The organism is Streptomyces lomondensis (genome assembly GCF_014651035.1).
GTDB classification, from domain to species: domain Bacteria; phylum Actinomycetota; class Actinomycetes; order Streptomycetales; family Streptomycetaceae; genus Streptomyces; species Streptomyces lomondensis.
In genome coordinates this window covers 94,341-115,645 of record NZ_BMWC01000001.1, presented here as the reverse complement: position 1 = coordinate 115,645, position 21,305 = coordinate 94,341, and the positions used below count along the sequence as shown (strand labels likewise).

The 21,305-nt window shown below is 72.6% G+C and carries 16 protein-coding genes; 2 read left to right on the top strand and 14 right to left on the bottom strand.

Going from position 1 to position 21,305, the window contains the following annotated elements:
* The first annotated feature begins 9 nt into the window (after nt 1-9).
* Entirely contained in the window at nt 10-783 is a 774-nt protein-coding gene (locus tag IE255_RS00440; protein ID WP_190048073.1) for a MerR family transcriptional regulator, read from the top strand.
* Nucleotides 784-801: 18 nt separating this feature from the next.
* On the opposite strand, the gene IE255_RS00435 is transcribed toward IE255_RS00440, so the two are convergent.
* From IE255_RS00435 to IE255_RS00385, 11 genes are all read right to left on the bottom strand, one after another.
* The gene (locus IE255_RS00435; RefSeq protein WP_190048072.1) at nt 802-1,968 is read right to left on the bottom strand and encodes an SUKH-4 family immunity protein; all 1,167 of its coding nucleotides are present in this window, start codon (nt 1,966-1,968) and stop codon (nt 802-804) included.
* A gap of 170 nt (nt 1,969-2,138) precedes the next feature.
* Nucleotides 2,139-2,669 carry an AAA family ATPase gene (locus IE255_RS00430; RefSeq protein WP_190048071.1) on the bottom strand — a complete coding sequence of 177 codons (531 nt, stop codon included), beginning with the start codon at nt 2,667-2,669 and terminating at the stop codon, nt 2,139-2,141.
* A gap of 8 nt (nt 2,670-2,677) precedes the next feature.
* On the bottom strand, nt 2,678-4,987 hold the full coding sequence (locus tag IE255_RS00425; RefSeq protein ID WP_190048070.1) for a xanthine dehydrogenase family protein molybdopterin-binding subunit: 2,310 nt from the start codon (nt 4,985-4,987) through the stop codon (nt 2,678-2,680).
* On the bottom strand, nt 4,984-7,461 hold the full coding sequence (locus IE255_RS00420; protein ID WP_190048069.1) for a 2Fe-2S iron-sulfur cluster-binding protein: 2,478 nt from the start codon (nt 7,459-7,461) through the stop codon (nt 4,984-4,986). The genes IE255_RS00425 and IE255_RS00420 overlap by 4 nt, the downstream gene beginning before the upstream one ends.
* Nucleotides 7,458-8,351: an FAD binding domain-containing protein gene (locus tag IE255_RS00415; RefSeq protein WP_190048068.1), complete on the bottom strand. Its 894-nt coding sequence runs from the start codon at nt 8,349-8,351 to the stop codon at nt 7,458-7,460. The genes IE255_RS00420 and IE255_RS00415 overlap by 4 nt, the downstream gene beginning before the upstream one ends.
* 260 nt (nt 8,352-8,611) lie before the next feature.
* Nucleotides 8,612-10,237, bottom strand: coding sequence for a beta-N-acetylhexosaminidase (locus IE255_RS00410; RefSeq protein ID WP_190048067.1), 1,626 nt, complete (start codon nt 10,235-10,237; stop codon nt 8,612-8,614).
* Between the two features lies 1 nt (nt 10,238).
* Entirely contained in the window at nt 10,239-11,084 is an 846-nt protein-coding gene (locus tag IE255_RS00405; protein WP_190048066.1) for a carbohydrate ABC transporter permease, read from the bottom strand.
* Nucleotides 11,081-12,019, bottom strand: coding sequence for a carbohydrate ABC transporter permease (locus IE255_RS00400; protein WP_190048065.1), 939 nt, complete (start codon nt 12,017-12,019; stop codon nt 11,081-11,083). The genes IE255_RS00405 and IE255_RS00400 overlap by 4 nt, the downstream gene beginning before the upstream one ends.
* Nucleotides 12,020-12,513: 494 nt before the next feature.
* Complete coding sequence (locus IE255_RS00395; RefSeq protein WP_190048064.1) at nt 12,514-13,812, bottom strand: extracellular solute-binding protein; 1,299 nt, start codon at nt 13,810-13,812, stop codon at nt 12,514-12,516.
* Between the two features lie 211 nt (nt 13,813-14,023).
* A complete protein-coding gene (locus IE255_RS00390; protein ID WP_030868565.1) occupies nt 14,024-14,305 on the bottom strand; it encodes a DUF3039 domain-containing protein in 282 nt (93 codons plus the stop codon).
* Between the two features lie 29 nt (nt 14,306-14,334).
* Entirely contained in the window at nt 14,335-14,907 is a 573-nt protein-coding gene (locus tag IE255_RS00385; RefSeq protein ID WP_190048063.1) for a YqgE/AlgH family protein, read from the bottom strand.
* Between the two features lie 252 nt (nt 14,908-15,159).
* On the opposite strand from IE255_RS00385, the gene murA reads away from it, so the two are divergent.
* Nucleotides 15,160-16,500 carry a UDP-N-acetylglucosamine 1-carboxyvinyltransferase gene (gene murA, locus IE255_RS00380; protein WP_190048062.1) on the top strand — a complete coding sequence of 447 codons (1,341 nt, stop codon included), beginning with the start codon at nt 15,160-15,162 and terminating at the stop codon, nt 16,498-16,500.
* A gap of 102 nt (nt 16,501-16,602) precedes the next feature.
* Here murA and IE255_RS00375 read toward each other — a convergent pair whose 3' ends face one another.
* The 3 genes from IE255_RS00375 to IE255_RS00365 all read right to left on the bottom strand — a co-directional run bounded on the left by IE255_RS00375 (nt 16,603) and on the right by IE255_RS00365 (nt 21,278).
* Complete coding sequence (locus IE255_RS00375; RefSeq protein ID WP_003990598.1) at nt 16,603-16,884, bottom strand: HU family DNA-binding protein; 282 nt, start codon at nt 16,882-16,884, stop codon at nt 16,603-16,605.
* A gap of 342 nt (nt 16,885-17,226) precedes the next feature.
* Nucleotides 17,227-18,660: an NAD-dependent malic enzyme gene (locus tag IE255_RS00370; RefSeq protein WP_190048061.1), complete on the bottom strand. Its 1,434-nt coding sequence runs from the start codon at nt 18,658-18,660 to the stop codon at nt 17,227-17,229.
* A gap of 332 nt (nt 18,661-18,992) precedes the next feature.
* Complete coding sequence (locus IE255_RS00365) at nt 18,993-21,278, bottom strand: HelD family protein (protein WP_190048060.1); 2,286 nt, start codon at nt 21,276-21,278, stop codon at nt 18,993-18,995.
* Nucleotides 21,279-21,305 lie beyond the last annotated feature (27 nt).

Genomic DNA, 21,305 nt, shown 5'->3' with positions numbered 1-21,305 from the left:
ACTGGTCCCATGCTGACCATCGGCCAGTTGGCGCGGTACACGGGAGTGACCGTGCGCGCGGTGCGGCACTATCACGCCAAGGGACTGCTCCCGGAGCCGGAGCGGGATCACTCCGGGTATCGGCGCTACGACGCCGGCGCCGTCGTCGAGCTGATCAGGATCCGGACCCTCGCCGAGGCGGGGGTCCCGCTGGCGCGGGTGCGGGAGTTGCTCCAGGCCGGTGAGGCGGAGTTCGCCGCGGCGGTCGCGGACATCGACAGGCGGCTGGAGGCGGAGATCCAGGCACGGCAGCGGCACCGGGAGAGAATCGCCCGTCTCGTCTCCGGGGACAGTCTGGCGCTGCCCCCGGAAGTGGTCGGGTTCCTGGAGCGGCTTCGGGCGCTCGGCGTCGACGAGCGGATCGTCCGGGCCGAACGCGACGGGTGGATCCCGCTGGCCGCACGCTCACCCGAGCGCGTCGGGGAGTGGATCGCGCGCAAGCAGGAGCAGATCGCCGACCCGGCGTTCCTCGACTTCTATCTGACGTTGGGCGAGGCTCTCGACCGGGACGACGACGACCCGCGGCTGGTCGAGCTGGCCGACAGGGTGGCCGCCTACCTCACCAGGCTGGCCGACGAGCGGGGTGAGGAGTACGTGGGCGACGCCGCCATCGAGCCGGTGCTCGCCGAGCTGATGGACACGCTGGCGTTCGACACCGTGTCCTCGGCCCGCCGGCTCATCGAGCTGCTCAGGCAGCGGGGGTGGGCGGGATGGACCCGGCTTGAGCGCGTGGACCCGACGTGACCAGGGCCCGGGGGCGGCTTACAGCACCCCACCCGCCTCGTCCTGGAACGCGTCCGTCCAGTAGTGGCGTCTGGCGCCGCCCGCGGTGACGCCCGTCGGGTCGACCGCCGACAGGACCTGGAGCATCGTCATGGCCAACTGGTCGTAGGTGTCGGTCGTCAGCTCGTGGTCCGACTGGGCGTCGATCGCGCGCTCGCGGTGCAGCAGCCAGAGGGTGAACGCCAGAGTCGACACGTCCGTGTTCAGCGGGTACAGCGTCGCCTCGGGCTCGCTCCAGTTGAGGACCGCACCCGTCTCGCCGTCGATGACCAGGCTGTTGTCCTCGATCAGGTGGCCGAGGCGTATCAGGCGGTGGGCGCCGGAGGGGAGTTCCGTCGGCGCGCCCGTCTCGGCGTAGTACTCGGCGAGTGTCGCCAGCGGTACGTCCGTGTCCAGGGAGAAGACGTGGGCGTCCTCCGGCAGGCCCACCTCGCGCAGGAAGCGGCGGGTCGGCTCGTGCGTGAGGGTCGAGGGGAAGTCGACGTCCTCGAAGCGGGCCACCTTGCCGGGGCCGAACTCCTGGTCCAGGAGGCGGTGCGGGAGGTCCAGGGAGAGCCCGGACGTGCCGCCCCGGCCCGCCACCAGGGACAGCGGGCGGATCAGCGCCGCCATCTTCCAGAACGGGGCCGGTTCGCCGTCCGTCCCGTCCCGGAAGACGGCCAGGAGGTGCTGGGACGCCTCCGCCACCGCCTTCAGGCCGTAGCGGCCCGCGTAGGAGGCGAACTGGCCGCGCAGGCCCGCCAGTTCGTCGGTCGCCTCGGCGAAGCGGACCAGCGTCCGCAGGGAGGGGGCCAGGGGGCGGCGGTCCATGAGGTCGGGGCGGTCGTGCAGGAAGTGCGTCGTCGAGATCTCGCCCGTCGCGCCGTCCAGCAGGACCGACTCCGTCTCCAGGCCCGCGGGGCCCAGCAGACCGCCTATCACCAGCTGCTCGCGCAGCTCCGCCGAGAGCCGGTCGTCCGGATCGCCCGTCGAGTCCCCCACCGTGCGCAGACCCTCCCGGCGCAGCCCGGCGAAGGTCAGCACGCCGCTGTCGGACGGCAGTCCGGGGCCGGTCAGCCAGTGCCGCGTCGACGCGTGCGTCACCCACGGGTCCAGCTCGGCCTCGGTCAGGGTGATCACCGCGGTACCGGCGTCGGTCGTACTCATGGGCTCCCCCGCATGTGCTTGCTCACCATCCCCTGGCGGAGCACGGCAGACCGCCCGGCCAGGCCCGGCAGCCGTCTCCCACTGCCCAGAACACTACGCCCCACCACTGACAACGCCCCGGAACAGCGACGCGTGCCCAGCGACCACAACGCGTCCACCCCACATGACGCTCAGACGACCCTCGCGCGTTCCCTTCCCGCCACAATCGCCTCGACCGTCTGCCCCACCGTCAGCTCCGAGGTGTCCAGCCACAGCCCGATGCGCGGGGTCCGGGCACGCAGCGCTTCGTCCAGCAGGCCGACCGTCCAGCCGGCGCCGTACCCGGTCTTCGCCCGTCCCGCCTCCCGTGCGGCCACCGCCTCGGGGCGCGGCGCGAGGACGACCACGTACAGCGGGCGGGTGCGCACCAGGTCGGCGTACGTCCTCAAGTCCTCGCCCAGCACCACGTCCTGGACGACCGCCGTGAACCCGGCCCCGGCGTAGGCGTCCGCCGTCGCGGCCGACAGCCGGTAGCGCAGGAGCAGTTGGGCCCGGGCCTCGCCGTCCGCACCGGGGACGTACTCCTCGCGCCCGGACACGATCATGCGCCGGAACACGTCCCCGCGGACGTGCGCCGCCCTCGGCAGCGTCTCCGCCAGCGCCTGCGCGACCGTCGACTTGCCGGCCGCCATGACGCCGGTGAGCAGGACGACCCCGTCCATGCGGGCGGTCAGGACCGTTCGGTGACGACCGCGGCCTGCGGGCGGATCGGCAGCCGGTTCACGGGGCGGCCCGTCGCGGCCCGCACGGCGGACGCGACGGCCGCCGGGGACGCCACCACCGGCACCGCGCTGACCGCCTTCGCCCCGAACGGCGCGACCACGTCCCGCTCCTCGACCAGCCGGACGATGCGGATGTCGGGCGCGTCGAGGGCCGTCGGGAGGGCGTAGCCGGTGAGGTCCGGGTGGCGGATCAGGCCGCGCGGCGTGCGCAGGTTCTCCGTGAGCGCGATGCCCACGCCCTGGGTCACGCCCGCCTCGATCCGGGCGGCCAGCTGGGCCGGGTTCAGGACCCGGCCCACGTCCTGGGCGACGGCCAGTTCCACGACCCGTACGGAACCGAGCTCGATGTCGACGTCCACCACCGCGCGGATCGCGCAGAAGGCCATGCCCACGAAGGCGTCGCCCTGGCCGGCCTCGTTCAGCGGCTCGGTCGGGTGCGGGCGGCACTGGGCGGTGGCCCACAGTTCCTTGCCGTCCAGCGCCTCGGTGACGGTCGTCGAGAGGACCCCGTCGTACGACGTGATCTTGCCGTCGATGATCTGGAGCAGCTCCGTGGACATGCCGAACTTGTGCGCGAGCGGCTGGAGGAGCTGCGTGCGGACCATCTTGGCCGCGCGCTCGACGGCGCCGCCCGACACCCAGGTGTGCCGGCCGCGGCAGCCCGCGCCCGCCGGGGGCTGGTCGGTGTCGACGGGCGCCACGTGTACCTCGTCGACGCCGAGAGTTTCCTGCACGATCTGCCGGGCCAGGGTCGTGAAGCCCTGGCCGGTCTCGACGGCCGCGCACAGCACCGTCGCCACGCCGTCGTGGACCTTGACGGTCGCCGTGGAGACCTCGTCCGCGCCCTCCGCGCCGAGCATGTGCACCATGCCCACGCCGTAGCCCACGCCCCGGCGCACCGCGCCCGGTTCGCCCGCGCCCTCGGGGCCGCCGGGCAGCAGCCACTCGTCCTCGGGCGTGTCCTTGGGCAGCGGCGGCAGCGGGAAGTCCCGTACGGCCTGGAGCAGTTCGGCGACCGGGGCCGGGCAGGTCACGGTCTGGCCGGTCGGGAGCACGTCGCCGGTCGCCATGGCGTTGCGCAGCCGCACCTCGGCCGGGTCGAGGCCGAGCTTCTTGGCGATCTTGTCCATCTGTGCCTCGTAGGCGGCGCAGACCTGCATGGCCCCTTCGCCGCGTACGTGGCCGGACGGGGGGTTGTTGGTGCGGACGGCCCAGCCCTCGATGAAGGCGTTCGGGACGACGTACGGGCCGCAGGCGAAGGCGACGGCGGCGGCCAGGGCGTCGGCGGAGGTGTCGGCGTAGGCGCCCGCGTCGAGCAGGATCTGCGCCTCGACCTTGACGAGTCTGCCCTCGCCGTCGGCGTGGTGGCGGTAGCGCAGCAGGGTGGGGTGCCGGTGGGCATGGCCGAGGAAGGACTCCTCGCGCGTGGCGGTGAGTTTCACCGGGCAGCCGGTGCGCAGCGCCAGCAGGCCGAGCGGCAGCTGGAAGCCCTGGTCCTCGCGGTCGGCCGTGGCGCCGGGGACGCCGGTGACGACGACCTTGACCCGCTCGGGTTCCAGGCCGAAGGCGGCGGCGGCCGTGTCGCGGTCGGCGTGCGGGTCGGTGGAGGCGAGGTACAGCTCCACGCCGCCGTCCGGGCGCGGTACGGCCAGGCCCGCCTCGGCGCCGATGGGAGCGGGGTCCGCGCGGCCGATGCGGTACAGCCCCTCGACGACGATCTCGCCGGCCGCCTCCGGGTCGCCGTGGCGCAGCGGGATGTGCCGGATCAGGTTGCCGTCCGGGTGCAGCGGCTCGGCCTCGAAGGCCTGCTCCGGGTCGGTCACCGGGTCGAGCACCTCGTACTCGACGATGACGGCGGCGGCGGCCATGCGCGCGGTGTCCGGGTGGTCGGCGGCGACGGCGGCGATGGGCTCGCCGTGGTGGCGTACGACCTCGGAGGCGAAGACCGGGCGGTCGGCCTTGCCTCGGCCGTGCAGCGGGCTGCCGGGGACGTCCTCGTGGGTGACGACGGCGCGTACGCCGGGCATCTCGCGCGCGTGGGAGGTGTCGATGGACACGATGCGCGCGTGCGGGTGCGGTGAGCGCAGCACGGCCGCCCACAGCAGGCCCTCGGCCCACAGGTCGGCGGCGTACGGGAAGGTGCCCTCCGTCTTGGCGCGGGCGTCGGCGGCAGGGAGGGAGGCGCCGAGGCCGTGCGGCAGTGGTTCGGGGGCGGGGGCGGCCTCCGCGGCCTGCGCGGTGGCTGCTTCGTTGCTCACGCCTGGCCTCCGTCCTGGCCGTAGGGCTGGTCATGCGGTTCTGGGGAGTGCGGATCCGGGGCGTGCGGTTCCGGGGCCACTCCGAAGGCCGACGCGTTCACGCCACCGGCGCCCGGGCCCGCCTGGTGCGGGATACGGGGCTCGTCGCCGTCGGCGGGCGCGGCGTGGGCCTCGCGCTCGGCGACGACCTCCTTGACGGCGTCCACCACGCCCCGGTAGCCGGAGCAGCGGCACAGGTTGCCGCACAGCGCCTGGCGGGTCTCCAGCTCGGTGGGCGCGGGGTTGCCCTCCAGCAGGTCGTGCACGGTCATCGCCATGCCGGGGACGCAGAAGCCGCACTGCACGGCGCCGCAGCGCGCGAGTGCCCGCTGCACGTCGGAGGGCTGCCCGTCCTCGGCCAGGCCCTCCACGGTGCGGACCTCACTCCCGGCCGCCGTCACGGCCGGGACCAGGCAGGAGGCGACGAGCCGCCCGTCGACCTGGACGTTGCACGCCCCGCACTCGCCCTGCGAGCAGCCGTCCTTGGCCCCGGCGAGCCCGAGCCGCTCGCGCAGCACGTACAGCAGGGACTCGCCGATCCACGCGTCGCTGACGGGGCGGTCGGTGCCGTTGACCCGCAGGACGTAGGAGGCGAGGGGGTGCTCCTCCTGCGGGGCCGTGGCGGGTGCGTCGTGGGGGGCGGCGGCCGGGTCGTCCGGGCCGTCGGCCCCGTCCTGCGAGGCGGCGGGGTCCTCCGGCGCCGGGTCGTCGGTCGCCTCGCCGTCGGCGGCCGGGTCGGGGGCGTCGGCCGGCTCCGCCCCGCCCTCCGCGTCCGCCAGGGCCGGGAGGGGCCCGGGAGCGGCCTCGGCGGGGCTGTCAGCGCCCTCTGGGGCGCCTGGGGCGTCCGCGGGCTCACCGGGCTCGGAAGCAGGCTGTGAGGCCTCGTGAGCGGCGTGTGGCGGCGCACCGGCTTCCGCGTCCGCCTCGGGCTCGGGCTCGGGGTTCTCCCCGGGGGTGTCGGCGTACGGCTGCTCGGGGCCGTGGCCGTGGCCGGCGGTGTCGGTGTGCTCCGGGGCGTGTGCGGCGGCCCCGAGGTGCTCAGGCGCGTGCGCATCTGGCCCGGGGTGCTCCGGGGCGTGTCCAGCGGGCGCGGGGTGCTCGGCCAGGTGACCGGCGGGGTCGGACGGGTCGGGTACGCCCGACTGCTCCGGTCCGTGGCCGGGTACGCCCGACTGCTCCGGACCGTGGCCGTGGAAACCGGAGGCCTCCGAGGCGTGGTCGGGGAAGTCCGGCTGCTCCGGCCCGTGGCCGGCGAAATCCGGCTGTTCCGGCCCGTGGCCGGCGAAGCCCGGCTGTTCGGACCTGTGGTCGGCGAAGCCGGAGGGCTCCGGCGCGTGGCCGACCCCGCCAGACGGCCCCGCCCCACCGTCGGCGAAACCCGAGCCTTCCGGCCCGTGGTCGGCGAAGCCGGACGGCTCCGTCCCCTGGTCGGCGAATCCGGACGGCTCCGGCGCGTGGCCGGCCGTCGGCTGCCCGTGCGCGGGCTCGACGGACCCCACCTCGTGCGGCAGGTGCGTGGCGGGCGGCTGGTCCGGTGCGTATCCGGAGGCCGGTCCGGCAGCCTCTGGCTGCTCGTGCCCCTCGACGTAGCCACCATGCCCGTGGCCCTGCTCGGCCCCGTGCCCATGACCCTGCTCGTGGCCATGACCGTGGCCCTGCTCGTACGCCTGGCCCTGCTCGGGCCCGTGGCCATGGCCCTGGTCGTATCCCCGGCCCTGCTCGGGCCCGTGCGGGTAACCCGCCCCGGGCTGGTCCTGCCCCGCCGGCTCCTGCGGAGGCTGCCCCCACGGCTGGCCCGCGGCCTGGGTGGCCCACGGCGCCGGCGCGCCGCCCGGGAGCGTGGCCGGTGGGGTGCCGCCCCACTGCTCGACCAGGGCGGACGTGGTGAACTCGCCCGACTCGTCCGGAAGGTCGCCCCCGGCGACGGGGATGGACCACTGCCCGGTCACGTCATGGCCGGGTGCGGCCTCCGCCGCCGTGGGCTCCTCGAAGTTCCACTGCCCGGTGGCACCGGGGTTGTACGTGAAGCGGTCGTTCCCGCCGTGCTGCCCCGCCCCCGTGTCGGAGCCGTACGGCGTGCCGTAGGGCGCCTCGGAGGTGCCGTACGGCTGCTCCCCGGCGTCGTGGCCCTGCTGCTGGTGCGCCGCGTGCGGGTCGTGCCACTGGGCGCCGTCGACGGGCGCGCCGGGCACCGGCCACGCGCCCGTGGCGGCCGGGTCGGTGCCGGCGGTCGTCGCGGGGCTGACCGTTATCTGCGGCGGTACGTAGCCGTGGCCGGGCGCGGCGAGGGGACTGTCGGCGGCCAGCAGGGCGTCGACGCCCCCCTCGGGCAGTTCGACGAAGGCGGTGGCGCCGTCGTCGTACTCGCCCTGGGGCAGCGGGTCCCAGCGGCTGCCACCCCGGGGCGTGCCCTCTCCGTGCTGGTCGTCGGTCACGACAGCGCCCTCCCCAGTGCTCGTCGGGCCAGCGCGGCGACGGTGCGCCGCAGGTGCAGTACGGCGGGCGGGAGCTGCGGTACGGAGCCGTCCTCGCCCGGGGCCGCGTCGGGGATGCAGGCCGCGGCGACGTACTCCCCGAAGGCGCTCAGGGCCTCGGGGACGAGCGCGCGGTTGTTGTCCCAGTCGATGAGCCGGCCGACCCACTGCTCGGCCTCCAGGGGCCGCAGCGGCATCGGCGCTATGGCGCCCACCGCGCAGCGCACGCCCCGGCGCGCGGGGTCCAGGACCAGGGCGACGGATGCGACCGCGCGCCCCGGGCCCGTGCGGCCGGTCGCCTTCAGGAAGACCTGCGGGGCGTGCAGCAGCGGCACGCGCACGTAGCCGATGAGTTCACCGGCGCGCAGCATCTCCATCCCGGCGAGCAGGTGCGACACCGGGATCTCCCGGCGGGCTCCGCCCGGGCCCGCGATGATCAGGGTCGCCTCCAGGGCGGCCAGCACCGGCAGCGCGTCCCCGGTGGGGGCGGCCGAGGCGATGTTGCCGCCCAGGGTGCCCGCGTTGCGGATGTGCGGCGGGCCCGCGGCGCGCGCGGCGGCGGCGAGCGCCGGGATGAGGGCCGCGAAGTCGGGGCGGCCCATACGCGCGTGCGTGAGGCCGGCGCCGAGCAGCGCGTGGCCGTCCTGGTACTGCCAGCCGCGGATCTCGCTGATCCGGCCGAGTCCCACCAGCGCGGCGGGCCTGAGCTGCCCGGAGTTGACGGCGGCCATCAGGTCGGTGCCGCCCGCGACGGGCACGGCGGCGGGCACGGCGGTGAGTGCCGCGACGGCCTCGTCCAGCGTCGTGGGCAGCGTGACGGCCTGCGCCGCCTGCGGTGCGTGCGTGGTCAAACCGGCTGCCCCTTCCCGCTGCCCCACCTGGTCCCACCTGTGCTGCCGTACGGTACGTGCTGACAGGGCGGACGTGGCAACTCTGGCACATCTTGGCGAGAGCCGAAGACACGGGTCCGCTAGGAGGCATTCGCCCACCTCACCGGGGAGATGGTCCGTTTTCGCACAGGTTCGCCAGTGCGTGCCGATTGGCACTTTCGGTGACCCTTGTGCGCTTTTTCCGTGGCCTGTTCGAGCTGTTCGGGAGCAGCGGCCGGGTGCTACCGGTTCGGGGGCGGGCCGTCGATCGGGCGGCCCAGCACCCCGGGGCGCCGCTGCCAGGGCAGCGGGCCGGCGGGCGGCCGGTAGGCGACGCCCAGGGCGTCGAGCCGCCGGTAGTGGGCGGCCATACGGTGCTCGAAGCCGGCGGAGTCCCGTTCCGCCGGGGCGGGCAGGGCGCTCCAGGCGACCTCGGCGAAGGCCGCGAGCCGGGGGAACGCCTGGTAGTCCACGCGCGCGTGGTCCTCCATCACCTCGGTCCACAGGTTGGCCTGGCTGCCCAGCACGTGCCGGGCCTCCTCGGGCGTCAACTCCGGCGGCACCGGCTCGAACCGGTAGACGTCCTCCAGGGTGCGCACCCACCCGATCGGTACCGGCTCCTCGGGGCCCGGGGCCTGACGGTGGTCCAGATACACCTGCTGCTCGGGGCACATGACGACGTCGTGGCCGGCCCGGGCGGCGGCGATGCCTCCCGCGTAGCCGCGCCAGGAGGAGACGGCCGCGCCCTCGGCGAGCCCGCCCTCCAGGATCTCGTCCCAGCCGATGAGCCGGCGCCCGCGCGCGGTGAGCCACGCGTCGAAGTGCCCGATGAACCAGGACTGGAGCCCGTCCTCGTCGGCGAGCCCGAGTTCCCGGATGCGCGCCTGGGCGGTCGCCGACCGCCGCCACTGGTCCTTGGGGCATTCGTCGCCGCCGACGTGGACGAACTCCGACGGGAACAGCTCCAGCACTTCCTCGAAGACGCCCTCGTAGAAGCGCAGGGTGTTGTCAGTGGGGGCGAGTACGTTCGGGTTGATTCCCCAGGTGTCCCAGACGGAGAGGGCGGTCGTGTCGATGACGTCGGTGTTGCCGAGTTCCGGGTACGCGGCGATGGCGGCCTGCGAGTGGCCGGGTACGTCGATTTCGGGGACGACGGTGATATGCCGCTCGGCGGCGTAGGAGACGATCTCGCGGATGTCGTCCTGGGTGTAGTAGCCCCCGTGCGGCTTCTCCTCCCACAGCGGTGAGGCCCGGTGGCCGGTTTTCGTGCGGGCGCGCCAGGAGCCGATCTCGGTGAGCCGCGGATGCCGCTTGATCTCGATGCGCCAGCCCTGGTCGTCCGTCAGATGGAAGTGGAAGACGTTGAGTTTGTGCGCCGCCATCAGATCGAGGTAACGCAGCACGCCTTCCTTGGGCATGAAGTGCCGGGCGACGTCGAGCATGAGGCCGCGCCAGCGGAATCGGGGGGCGTCCTCGATCGTGAGGTACGGCACGGCCCAGGCGCGGTCGCGGCGGAGCGGGGCCCTGCGGAACGCGTCGGGGCCGAGGAGCTGGCGCAGCGTCTGGGCGCCCCAGAAGACACCGGCCGGGCCGCCGCCCTCGATGAGGATGCCGTCCCCGTTGCTGACGAGGCGGTATTCCTCGGGGCCGAGTTCGGGGTCGATCCGGAGCCCGACGCCGTCGCCGCCGGCGTCTTCGAGTTCCCGCCCCTCGCGCAACGGCAGGCCGGTGCCCTGCCGGAGGACGGTGCGCAGCCAGTGGCCGACGCCCTCCGTCGCGGTGTCGGCGTAGAGCCGCGAGTGCTCCGTCAGCCGCACCTCGCCCGGACCGGCGACGACGCTGCGGGGAGCCGGGATCAGTTCGGTCATGTCAGTCCTTTACCGCCCCGCCCAGCCCCGACACCAGCCGTCGCTGCACGAGTACGAAGAAGATCAGCACCGGGATCGTCATCACCGTCGACGCCGCCATCACCCCGCCCCAGTCCGGGTCGTCGGGCTTGTAGAAGACCAGCAGCGCCATGGGCAGCGTGGACTGGGAGGTGTCACTGATGATGAACGACTTGGCGAACAGGAAGTCGTTCCAGGCGGAGATGAAGGAAAACACGCTGGTGGCCACGAGGCCCGGCAGGACGAGCGGGAAAAGGATCTGCCAGAGGAATCGCGCCCGGCTCGCCCCGTCGATGTACGCGGCCTCCTCCAGCGCCTCCGGAACGGCTTTCACGAACCCCCTCAGCATCCAGATCGCGAAGGGCAGCGAGAAGGCGATGTGGGGCAGGATCAGCGAGCCCAGCGTGTTCAGCTGACCGGCGTCCCGCATGAGGAAGAAGAGGGGGATCGTGAGGGCTTCCACGGGCACCATCTGGGCCACCAGAAACATGATCAACAGGGTGGTCCGGAGGCGGAAGCGGAATCGTGTCACGGCGGTCGCGGCGAGAAACGCGATCAGCGCGGAGGCGATCACCACACTGCCCGCGACGACAAGGCTGTTGAGGAAGTAGCGGCCGAATTCCTGCTGTCCGAAGACGCGTTGGAAGGAATCCAGGGACGGTGCGAGAGTCCACGGCCTGGGCTCGCTCGACTCGATCTCCCCGGCCGGTTTGAAGGCGCTGAGCACCATCCAGTACAGGGGAAAGGCGACGACGACCGCGATCAGCAGGGCCGAGGCCTCGGCGGCCGGCCGGCCCGGGCGGCGCACACGGGCGCGTGGCAGATTCACAGTTCCTCCCCCTGCCGCCGCAGCAGCCGCAGGTACACCAGCGTGACGGCGAGCAGGATCAGCAGCATCACGACGCCGATCGCCGAGCCGAGGCTGTACTGCGAGGACGCGAAGGCCTGCTGGTAGGCGTAGACGTTCAGGACCAGGTTCTGGCCGGCGATGCCGCCGCCGTTCGTCATGACGTAGATCTGGGTGAAGACCTTGAAGTCCCAGATGACCGACTGGATGGTGACGACGACCAGGATCGGCCGGAGTATCGGGGCGAGGACGGAGCGCCAGATGCGCCACTGCGAGGCGCCGTCGAGGGAGGCGGCCTCCAGCACCTCGGCCGGGACGGCGCGGATACCCGCGTAGACGGTCACCATCACGAACGGGAAGGAGCACCACACCACTTCGAGCAGGACGAGGAAGAAGGCGCTGAGACGGCCGTACGTCCACGAATGGTCGCCGATGCCGAGGATCCGGTTCACCGGGCCGAAGTCCGGGTCGAAGAGGAACAGCCAGACCGTGGAGCCGGTCACGGCCGGGGTCGCCCACGCGCCCATCGCGGCCAGCATCAGAGCGAGCCGCGGTACCGCCCGTACGCGGGTGAGCAGTACGGCCAGGGCGCATCCGACCGCGAGCGTGGAGACGACGCAGGCCGCCGCGAACAGCACGGTGGCGAGCAGCACTTGCCAGAACCGCGGGTCCCCGAACAGCTCGGCGTAGTTCCCGAACCCCTCGAAGGTCGTCGGCTCCCCGCCGCTGACCTGTGCCTGCGTGTACCGGAAGAAGGAGATCAGACCGAGCTGGTAGATCGGGTAGACGAGCAGTCCCCCGAGCACGACGAGCGCGGGGGCGAGGTAGAGCCAGGGCGTCCAGCCGCCCGATACGAGCGGGGACGTGCGGGTCGGACTCCGGCGCGCCCCGCGCGACCCGCGGGCCGCCGGCCGCACCGCCGGACCACCGCGCCGCGCGGCGCGGGGCTCGACGGATCCGCCGGCGGCGGCCGCCGCAGAGCGCCCCGGCGCTGGTCCAGCAGGCTCCGCAGAGCACCCCGGCCGTGGTCCAGCAGGCTCCGCAGAGCACCCCGGCCGTGGTCCGGCGGGCGCCTCGAGCGGTGCGGCGACGGCCACCGGAGGCGCCGCGGAGCGACCGGGGACCACGCCGCGCGCGCCTCCGGCCGGGACGGCTCCCGGGCGGCCCACCTCCTCGCGGCCCACCGGACCGGCTCCCGCCCCAGGCCCACTCCCGGCCGAATCCACCGCCCCACTCCCGGCCTGGCCGGCCCCCGGCCGAACCGGACCCGCCCGCCCGGCCGGCTCGCCCCCGGCCGCGGCGGCTCCGGCCGCGGCGGCTCCGGCCGTCTCGGTCACAGTGGCGTCGGTGCCCGCCGGGTCGGCGTCGGCCGAGTCGGCCGCCACCGGTTCCGTACGGTCGTCCATCCCGCTCACCCCGCGGAGCCGAACGCGGTGTTCATCTTCTGCGCGGCGTCCTCGGAGGCCTGGGCGACGCCCTTCTTGCCGCTGATGACCTCCTGGAACATGGTCGGCAGGACGAGCTGGGAGTCGATCTGGGCCCACGCCGGGGACGCGGGGACGAACTTGGTGCCGGCCGAGAGGGTCTGCACGAAGGGCTTCACGAACGGCTCCTCCTGCGCGACCTGCCGGCGGACGTCCGTGAAGGTCGGCAGGAAGCCCATCGCGTCGAAGAGTTCGGTCTGCGTCTTCTTCGAGGCGAGCTGTTCCATCAGGTCGACGGCGAGCGTGCGGTGGGACGTGCTCTTCAGGACGCCGATGTTGTTGCCGCCCGCGAAGGCGGGTGCGATCGAGCCGGGCTTCACCCCCGGCAGCGGGACGACGGCGTACTTGCCCTTGACCTTCCCGGCCTCGACGGCGGTGTGGCTGAAGTCGCCGCCGATCGCCATGCCCGCCTTCCCCGCGGCGAACGCGGAGATCGTGTCGTTGCCGCCCATCCCCGCGCACTTGGCGGCCGGGCAGTTGTCGTCACCGAAGAGGGACGTGTACGCCTCGATGCCCTTGCGGGCCTCCGGGCTGTCGATGCCGGAGGCGTACGACCCGCCCTTGCCGCTGGCGAGTTCACCGCCGTTGGCCCAGACGAACGGCATCGCGCCGTAGGTGTAGGCGCCGCCGACGACGAGCCCGTAGAGCTCGGGCTTCGCGGCACGTATCTTCCGGGCGGTGGAGGCCAGTTCGTCCATCGTCTTCGGGACGGACAGGCCGAGTTCCCCGAACACGTCCGTGCGGTAGTACAGCGCGCGGACGCCGACGTAGAAGGGGGCGCCGTAGACCTTGCCGTCGACCGTCACCGACTGCTTCGCGGTCGGGTCGGTGTCCTTCGCCTCGCTCCAGTCGCCGAACTCCTCGGTGACGTCGAGGAGTCCGCCGTCCTTCACATAGCCGGCCGTGTCGGTGTTGCCGTACTCCATGACGTCGGGAGCGGAGGCGGGGTCGTTGAAGGCGGCCTTGACGCGCTGGGCGCGGGTGTCGACGGGGATGTACTCGACGTCGACCTCGGTGCCCTCGTGGGCCTTCTCGAAGGCGGCGACGACCGAGTCGACGACCTTCTCCTTGGGAGCGTTGCCGACCTCCTGGAAGAGCCACACGCGCAGCGTGCCGGTCTGCTCGTCCTTGCCGGAGGAGGAGTTCGAGGAGGTCTGGGGCGCGCAGGCGGTGGCCAGGAGGGCGGCGAGGGCGGTGAGGCCGGCACATCGGACGGACAGCTTCATGGAGTGCTCCTCCGAGGGAGTGTTGCAACATGCGCAATGAATGTTTCGCTGTGCACAACACTCCGGAGGCTAGGGACTGCATGAACAGCCCCACAAGAGGTCTCAACCACTCTGTGACCGGCAGACGCACCCCCTGCAACGCCCGGACAGCACAAAAGCCCCCAGGGCGCGCAAAACGCACCCTGGAGGCTTTACGCCGCGCGGGTCGGGACTACTTGTCGCCCTTGCCCTTGCCGTCGTCGCCGGCGCCCATGGACTCGTAGATCTCCTTGCACATGGGGCACACGGGGTACTTCTTCGGGTCGCGGCCCGGCACCCAGACCTTGCCGCACAGCGCCACGACGGGGGTGCCGTCGAGGGCGCTCGCCATGATCTTGTCCTTCTGGACGTAGTGGGCGAAGCGCTCGTGGTCACCGTCACCGTGGGAGGTCTGCGGCGTCGGCTCTACGAGGGTCCCCGTACCAGTCCCGCGCTCGGGCTCGAGAGTGCTCATAGGCCCAAGGGTACTGAAGGTCACAGACATCAGTTGAGCGAAGGGTCGTCCGGATACGTCGCCACCATCGCCAGCTCGTTGCGCTGGCGCCGCAGGACCTCGCGCCACAGCCGCTCCGGGGACGGGGACGAGACGTCGCCGGGCTCCGACTCGACGACGTACCAGGCGCCGTCCACCAGCTCGTCCTCCAGCTGGCCCGGGCCCCAGCCGGCGTATCCGGCGAAGATCCGCAGGGAGCCGAGGGCGGAGGCCAGCAGCTCCGGCGGGGCCTCCAGGTCGACCAGTCCGATCGCGCCGTGCACCCGGCGCCAGCCCAGCGGCGCCGCCTCGCCGGACGCGCCGCCGGGGACGACGGCGACCCCGAGGGCCGAGTCCAGCGACACCGGGCCGCCCTGGAACACGACGCCGGGCTCGCCGGCGAGGTCCCCCCAGCCCTCCAGGATGTCCCCCACGCCCACCGGGGTGGGGCGGTTGAGGACGACACCGAGGGAGCCCTCCTCGTCGTGGTCGAGGAGCAGCACCACCGCGCGGTCGAAGTTGGGGTCCGCCAGGGCGGGCGTGGCCACGAGCAACCGCCCTGTGAGCGAGGACACCTCGGTCATGCCAGACATGATCCCGCATCTTCCCTCCGTGTGGGGAGGCAATGCGGGGACCGGAGTGAACGCAGCTCAGGGCGCACTGATGCGTCCCACGCGCACGGATGTGACCGTGACCCCATGTGCCCGGCACGGAACGGTTCGTGTTGTGACAGAGCTATGACGTGGCTGGGTCTGACTCAGGCTTACAGAAGGGGGGTGGAGGGCGATTACCCTTTCCCTCCTGGCCCCTGCCCGACTCCACGGAACGCGAGATTCATGACCGTCAACGACGATGTCCTGCTTGTCCACGGCGGAACCCCGCTGGAGGGCGAGATCCGTGTCCGCGGTGCGAAGAACCTCGTACCGAAGGCCATGGTGGCAGCGCTGCTGGGCAGCGCTCCGAGCCGGCTGCGCAATGTTCCGGACATCCGCGACGTCCGGGTCGTACGGGGTCTGCTCCAGCTGCACGGTGTGACGGTCCGTCCGGGTGACGAGCCCGGCGAACTCGTGATGGACCCGACGCGCGTGGAGAGCGCGAACGTCGCCGACATCGATGCCCACGCCGGTTCCAGCCGTATCCCGATCCTGTTCTGCGGGCCGCTGCTGCACCGTCTCGGCCACGCCTTCATCCCCGGCCTCGGCGGCTGCGACATCGGCGGCCGGCCCATCGACTTCCACTTCGAGGTGCTGCGGCAGTTCGGCGCGAAGATCGAGAAGCGGGCGGACGGCCAGTACCTGGAGGCGCCGCGGCGGCTGCGCGGCACGAAGATCCGGCTGCCCTACCCGTCGGTCGGCGCGACCGAGCAGGTGCTGCTGACGGCCGTCCTCGCGGAGGGCGTCACCGAGCTGTCCAACGCGGCCGTCGAGCCGGAGATCGAAGACCTGATCTGCGTCCTGCAGAAGATGGGCGCGATCATCGCGATGGACACCGACCGGACGATCCGGGTCACGGGTGTGGACCAGCTCGGCGGCTACAACCACCGCGCCCTGCCGGACCGGCTGGAGGCCGCGTCCTGGGCGTCGGCGGCGCTGGCGACCGAGGGCGACATCCGCGTCCGCGGGGCGCAGCAGCGCTCGATGATGACGTTCCTGAACACCTACCGGAAGGTGGGCGGTGCCTTCGAGATCGACGACGAGGGCATCCGCTTCTGGCACCCCGGCGGCCAGCTGAAGTCCATCGCGCTGGAGACGGACGTCCACCCCGGCTTCCAGACCGACTGGCAGCAGCCGCTGGTGGTGGCCCTCACCCAGGCCACGGGCCTGTCCATCATCCACGAGACGGTGTACGAGTCCCGCCTCGGCTTCACGTCCGCGCTGAACCAGATGGGCGCGCACATCCAGCTCTACCGCGAGTGCCTGGGCGGCTCGGACTGCCGCTTCGGCCAGCGCAACTTCCTCCACTCGGCCGTCGTCTCGGGCCCGACCAAGCTCCAGGGCGCCGATCTGGTCATCCCCGACCTCCGCGGCGGCTTCTCGTACCTCATCGCGGCCCTGGCGGCCCAGGGCACGTCCCGCGTCCACGGCATCGGCCTCATCAACCGCGGCTACGAGAACTTCATGGAGAAGCTCGTGGAACTGGGCGCGAAGGTGGAGCTGCCGGGCAAGGCGCTCGGGTAGCACGCGCAGTGACGTCAAAGGGGCGGCCACCCGGTTTCGGGTGGCCGCCCCTTTGATGTCACTCACTGTGGTTCGTACACCGCCGGCGTACGGACGACAGGGTTACTTGCCCTTCGCGGCTTCCTTGAGCTTCGAGCCCGCGGAGACCTTCACGCTGTAGCCGGCCGGGATCTGGATCGGCTCGCCGGTCTGCGGGTTGCGGGCGGTGCGAGCGGCACGGTGGGTGCGCTCGAAGGTCAGGAAGCCGGGGATGGTGACCTTCTCGTCGCCCTTGGAGACGATGTCGCCGACGACGTCGGCGAACGCGGCCAGCACGGCGTCGGCGTCCTTGCGGGTCACCTCGGCGCGGTCGGCCAGCGCGGCCACCAGCTCACTGCGGTTCATGTTGTTACTCCCGTGTTCATCTTGCCGTTGAGGCGTCAGATCGAAGCCGATGCTGCCAGGGTCCTCCATGAGTCCCCGGACCCGGGTCCGTCGTCAGACCCTCGCGCCCAGGGACGCATCCTGCCTCTACCTGCGGCGGGAAAGCCAATCCGGCACCCGCAGGAGTCGTGGGAACACCCTTGGGGAGTCACACGAAAAGAGGGCCTGAGCCTGGCCGACACGATAGAGCGCCGCTGCTGACAGGTGTTCTCCGACGCGCCGGTTTCAGGATGCCGTGGGGATGCTCACAGTCCGGGGGCTGCCGCCCCCGGACCCCGGAACCGCGGCCCGAACGGCCTCGCCTCAGACGACGGACGGGCTGCTCGCGGCCGCCCCCACCGCCTTGGCGGCCTCCCGCACGGCCCCGGCGACCGCGCCGGCGACCTTGTCGTTGAAGACGCTCGGGATGATGTAGTTCGGGTTCAGCTCGTCCTCGGTCACCACGTCCGCGAGGGCCTTCGCGGCGGCCAGCATCATCTCGGTGTTGACCGTGCGCGACTGCGCGTCCAGCAGGCCGCGGAAGACGCCCGGGAAGACCAGCACGTTGTTGATCTGGTTCGGGAAGTCGGAACGGCCCGTGGCGACGACGGCCGCGGTCTGGCGCGCGATCGCCGGGTCGACCTCGGGGTCGGGGTTCGCAAGCGCGAACACGATGGCCTCGTCGGCCATGGCGGCCACGTCGTCGCCGTCGAGGACGTTCGGGGCCGAGACGCCGATGAAGACGTCGGCGCCGCGCACGGCCTCCTTGAGCGTGCCGGTGAGGCCCTCGGGGTTGGTGTTGTCGGCGATCCAGCGCAGCGCCGAGTCCGGGGCGGCGTCCACCAGGTCCTCGCGGCCGGCGTGCACGACGCCGTGGATGTCGGCGACGACGGCGTTCTTGACGCCCGCGGCGATCAGCAGCTTCAGGATGGCCGTACCGGCCGCGCCGGCGCCGGACATGACGACCCGGATGTTCTCGATCGCCTTGCCCGCGACGCGAAGTGCGTTCGTGAGCGCGGCGAGGACGACGATCGCGGTGCCGTGCTGGTCGTCGTGGAAGACGGGGATGTCGAGGGCCTCGCGCAGCCGGGCCTCGATCTCGAAGCAGCGGGGGGCGGAGATGTCCTCCAGGTTGATGCCCGCGAAGCCCGGGGCGATCGCCTTGACGATCTCGACGATCGCGTCGGTGTCCTGGGTGTCGAGGCAGATCGGCCAGGCGTCGATGCCGGCGAACCGCTTGAAGAGGGCCGCCTTGCCCTCCATGACGGGCAGCGCGGCCTTCGGGCCGATGTTGCCCAGGCCGAGCACGGCGGAGCCGTCCGTCACGACCGCAACGGAGTTGCGCTTGATGGTGAGGCGGCGGGCGTCCTCGGGGTTCTCGGCGATCGCCATGCAGACGCGGGCCACGCCGGGCGTGTAGACCATGGACAGGTCGTCACGGTTGCGGATGGGGTGCTTCGACGCCATCTCGATCTTGCCGCCGAGGTGCATGAGGAAGGTCCGGTCCGAGACCTTGCCCAGCGTGACGCCCTCGATGCCGCGGAGCTTCTCGACGATCTCGTCCGCGTGCGCGGTCGACGTCGCCGCGATGGTGACGTCGATACGGAGCTTCTCGTGACCGGATGCCGTGACGTCGAGGCCGGTCACCGAGCCTCCGGAGGACTCCACGGCGGTGGTGAGCTGCGAGACGGCGGTTCCGCTCGCGGGCACCTCCAGCCGGACCGTCATCGAGTAGGAGACGCTGGGCGCCGTTGCCATGGCCGACTTCCTCTGCTTTCACCTGACGCTGAGTTGTGCCGTCCGATCGTCGCACCTACCGCTGAGTAGCGGGTAGCCGCCCTCTATTGCGAACGTTTTGTTCGCGGAACAGGCCAGCAAAAAGAGACCCACGTCACGTCCGACGTGGGTCTCTCGCGAAGTAGGTGGCACCGACCCGCCATGCTCGCCTCGCGGCAAGTGGTCGCTCGTAGCGACGAAGGTTGGGCCCGGGGGCTTGGATCGGGCCGGTGCCACATCCAGGCTAACAAACAGATCCCGTAAGGCCATTCCCGTACCGGGAGTTCATTTTCCCGGCATCTGGGTATCGCCGGTCAGTCCCTGAGGAGGTCCGGGACGCCCGCCGTGTCGGGCTCGTCCCGCTCGGCCGAGACGACCGTGAGCTGCTGGGTGGCCCGGGTCAGCGCGACGTAGAGCACCCGCAGGCCGGCCGGGGACTCGTCGGCGATCTCCGCCGGGGAGACCACGACCGTCGCGTCGTACTCCAGGCCCTTCGCCTCCAGGCTGCCGAGCGCCACCACCCGGTCGCCGAGCCCGGCGAGCCAGCGGCGGGCCTCCTCGCGGCGCTGCATGGGGACGACCACGCCGACCGTGCCGTCGACGCGCTCCAGCAGCCGGGCCGCCTCGGCGCGGACGGTTTCGGCCAAGGTGTCGTCCACGACCGTGAAGCGCGGCTCGACGCCGGTGGAGCGGACCGCCTTCGGTGCCGCCGAGCCGGGCATCGCCAGGGCGAGGACCTTCGCGGCCAGCTCGGCGATCTCGGCCGGGTTGCGGTAGTTCACGGTGAGCTCGAAGCGGCGGCGGGGGCGGCTGCCGAGGGCCTCGTCGCGGGCCTCGGCGGCCTCGTCCGGGTCGGACCAGGAGGACTGGGCCGGGTCGCCGACGACCGTCCAGGTGGCGTGCCGGCCGCGGCGGCCGATCATGCGCCACTGCATCGGGGTGAGGTCCTGGGCCTCGTCGACGATGACGTGGGCGTACTCGGTGCGCTCCTGGGCGAGGCGCTCGGCCCGCTCGCGCTGCGACTCCTCGCGCACCGGCATCAGCTCCTCCAGGCCGGTGAGCTGGTCGAGCGGGTCCAGCTCGCGCTTCTTCCGGGGCCGGGCGGGGGCGCCCAGGACGGCCTGGAGCTCGTCGAGCATCGCGATGTCGTGCACGGAGCGGCCGTCGCGCCTGAGGGAGCGGGCGACCTTGCGGACCTCGCCGGGGTTGAGGATCCGCCGGGCCCAGCGGCCGAGGCGCCGCTCGTCGGCCATGGCGTCCAGGACGGCCGCCGGGGTCAGCTCGGGCCACCAGGCGTCGAGGAAGTCGATGAAGGCGTCCTCGGAGGTGATGTCCTCGTCGAAGGAGGAGCGCAGCTCGGCGGCGAGCTCCGGGTCGGTGTGCCGGCCTGCCGCGCCGGACTGCTCCCACAGGGCGTCCAGGAGGAGCTTGCGGGCGCGGGGGCGCAGCAGGTTCACGGGGGCGGTGCCGCCGAGGGCGGCGCGGCGGATGCCCGCCAGCTGCTCGGCCTCCAGCTCCAGGCGGCGGCCGAAGGCGACCACGCGCAGCCGGGCCGGTGAATCGTTCAGCTCCAGGGCTCCGCGCGCGGCCTTGCGCAACACCTTGAGCATGCGCGAGGAGCCCTTGGCGCGGGCCACTGCCGGGGAGTCGTAGAGGGTGGCCTCGGCGCCGTCCACGAGGGAGCCGATGGCGCGGATGGCGACCTGGCCCTCCTCGCCGAGGGAGGGCAGCACGCCCTCGGTGTAGGCGACGAGCAGCGGGGTCGGGGAGACGATCAGGATGCCGCCCGCGTACCGGCGCCGGTCCTGGTAGAGGAGGTAGGCCGCGCGGTGCAGGGCGACGGCGGTCTTGCCGGTGCCGGGGCCGCCCTCGACGTACGTCACGGAGGCGGCGGGAGCGCGGATGACCAGGTCCTGCTCGGCCTGGATGGAGGCGACGATGTCGCGCATGGTGTGGCTGCGGGCCTGGCCGAGCGCGGCCATCAGGGCGCCGTCGCCGATGACGGGCAGCTGATCCCCGTCGAGGAAGGCCGTCAGCTCGGGGCGCATCAGGTCGTCCTCCACGCCGAGCACCTTGCGGCCCTTGGAGCGGATGACCCGGCGGCGGACGACGCGGCCGGGGTCCACGGGCGTCGAGCGGTAGAAGGGAGCGGCGGCCGGGGCCCGCCAGTCGATCACCAGCGGGGCGTAGTCCGCGTCGAGGACGCCGATGCGGCCGATGTGCAGGGTCTCGGCGATGTCGGCGGTGTTGTCCTCCCGGACGGCGCCCTCGGCGGGCTCGACGGCGGTGTACGCGCCGTCGGGGCCCTTCTTGCCGTCCTTGCCGAGCAGCAGGTCGATGCGGCCGAAGAGGAAGTCCTCGAACTCGTTGTTCAGCCGGTTGAGGTGGATGCCGGCGCGGAAGACCTGGGCGTCCCGCTCGGCGAGCGCGCCGGGCGTGCCGACCTGGCCGCGCCGGGCCGCGTCGTTCATGAGGAACTCCGCCTCGTGGATCTTCTCCTCGAGGCGCCGGTACACCCGGTCCAGGTGTTCCTGTTCGACGCCGATCTCTCTGTCTCTCAGGGAGTCGAGCGCGGTTTCCTGTTGAGCCTGAGCGGCCACCGGGTCCCCTTCTGACGTGCTGGGCAG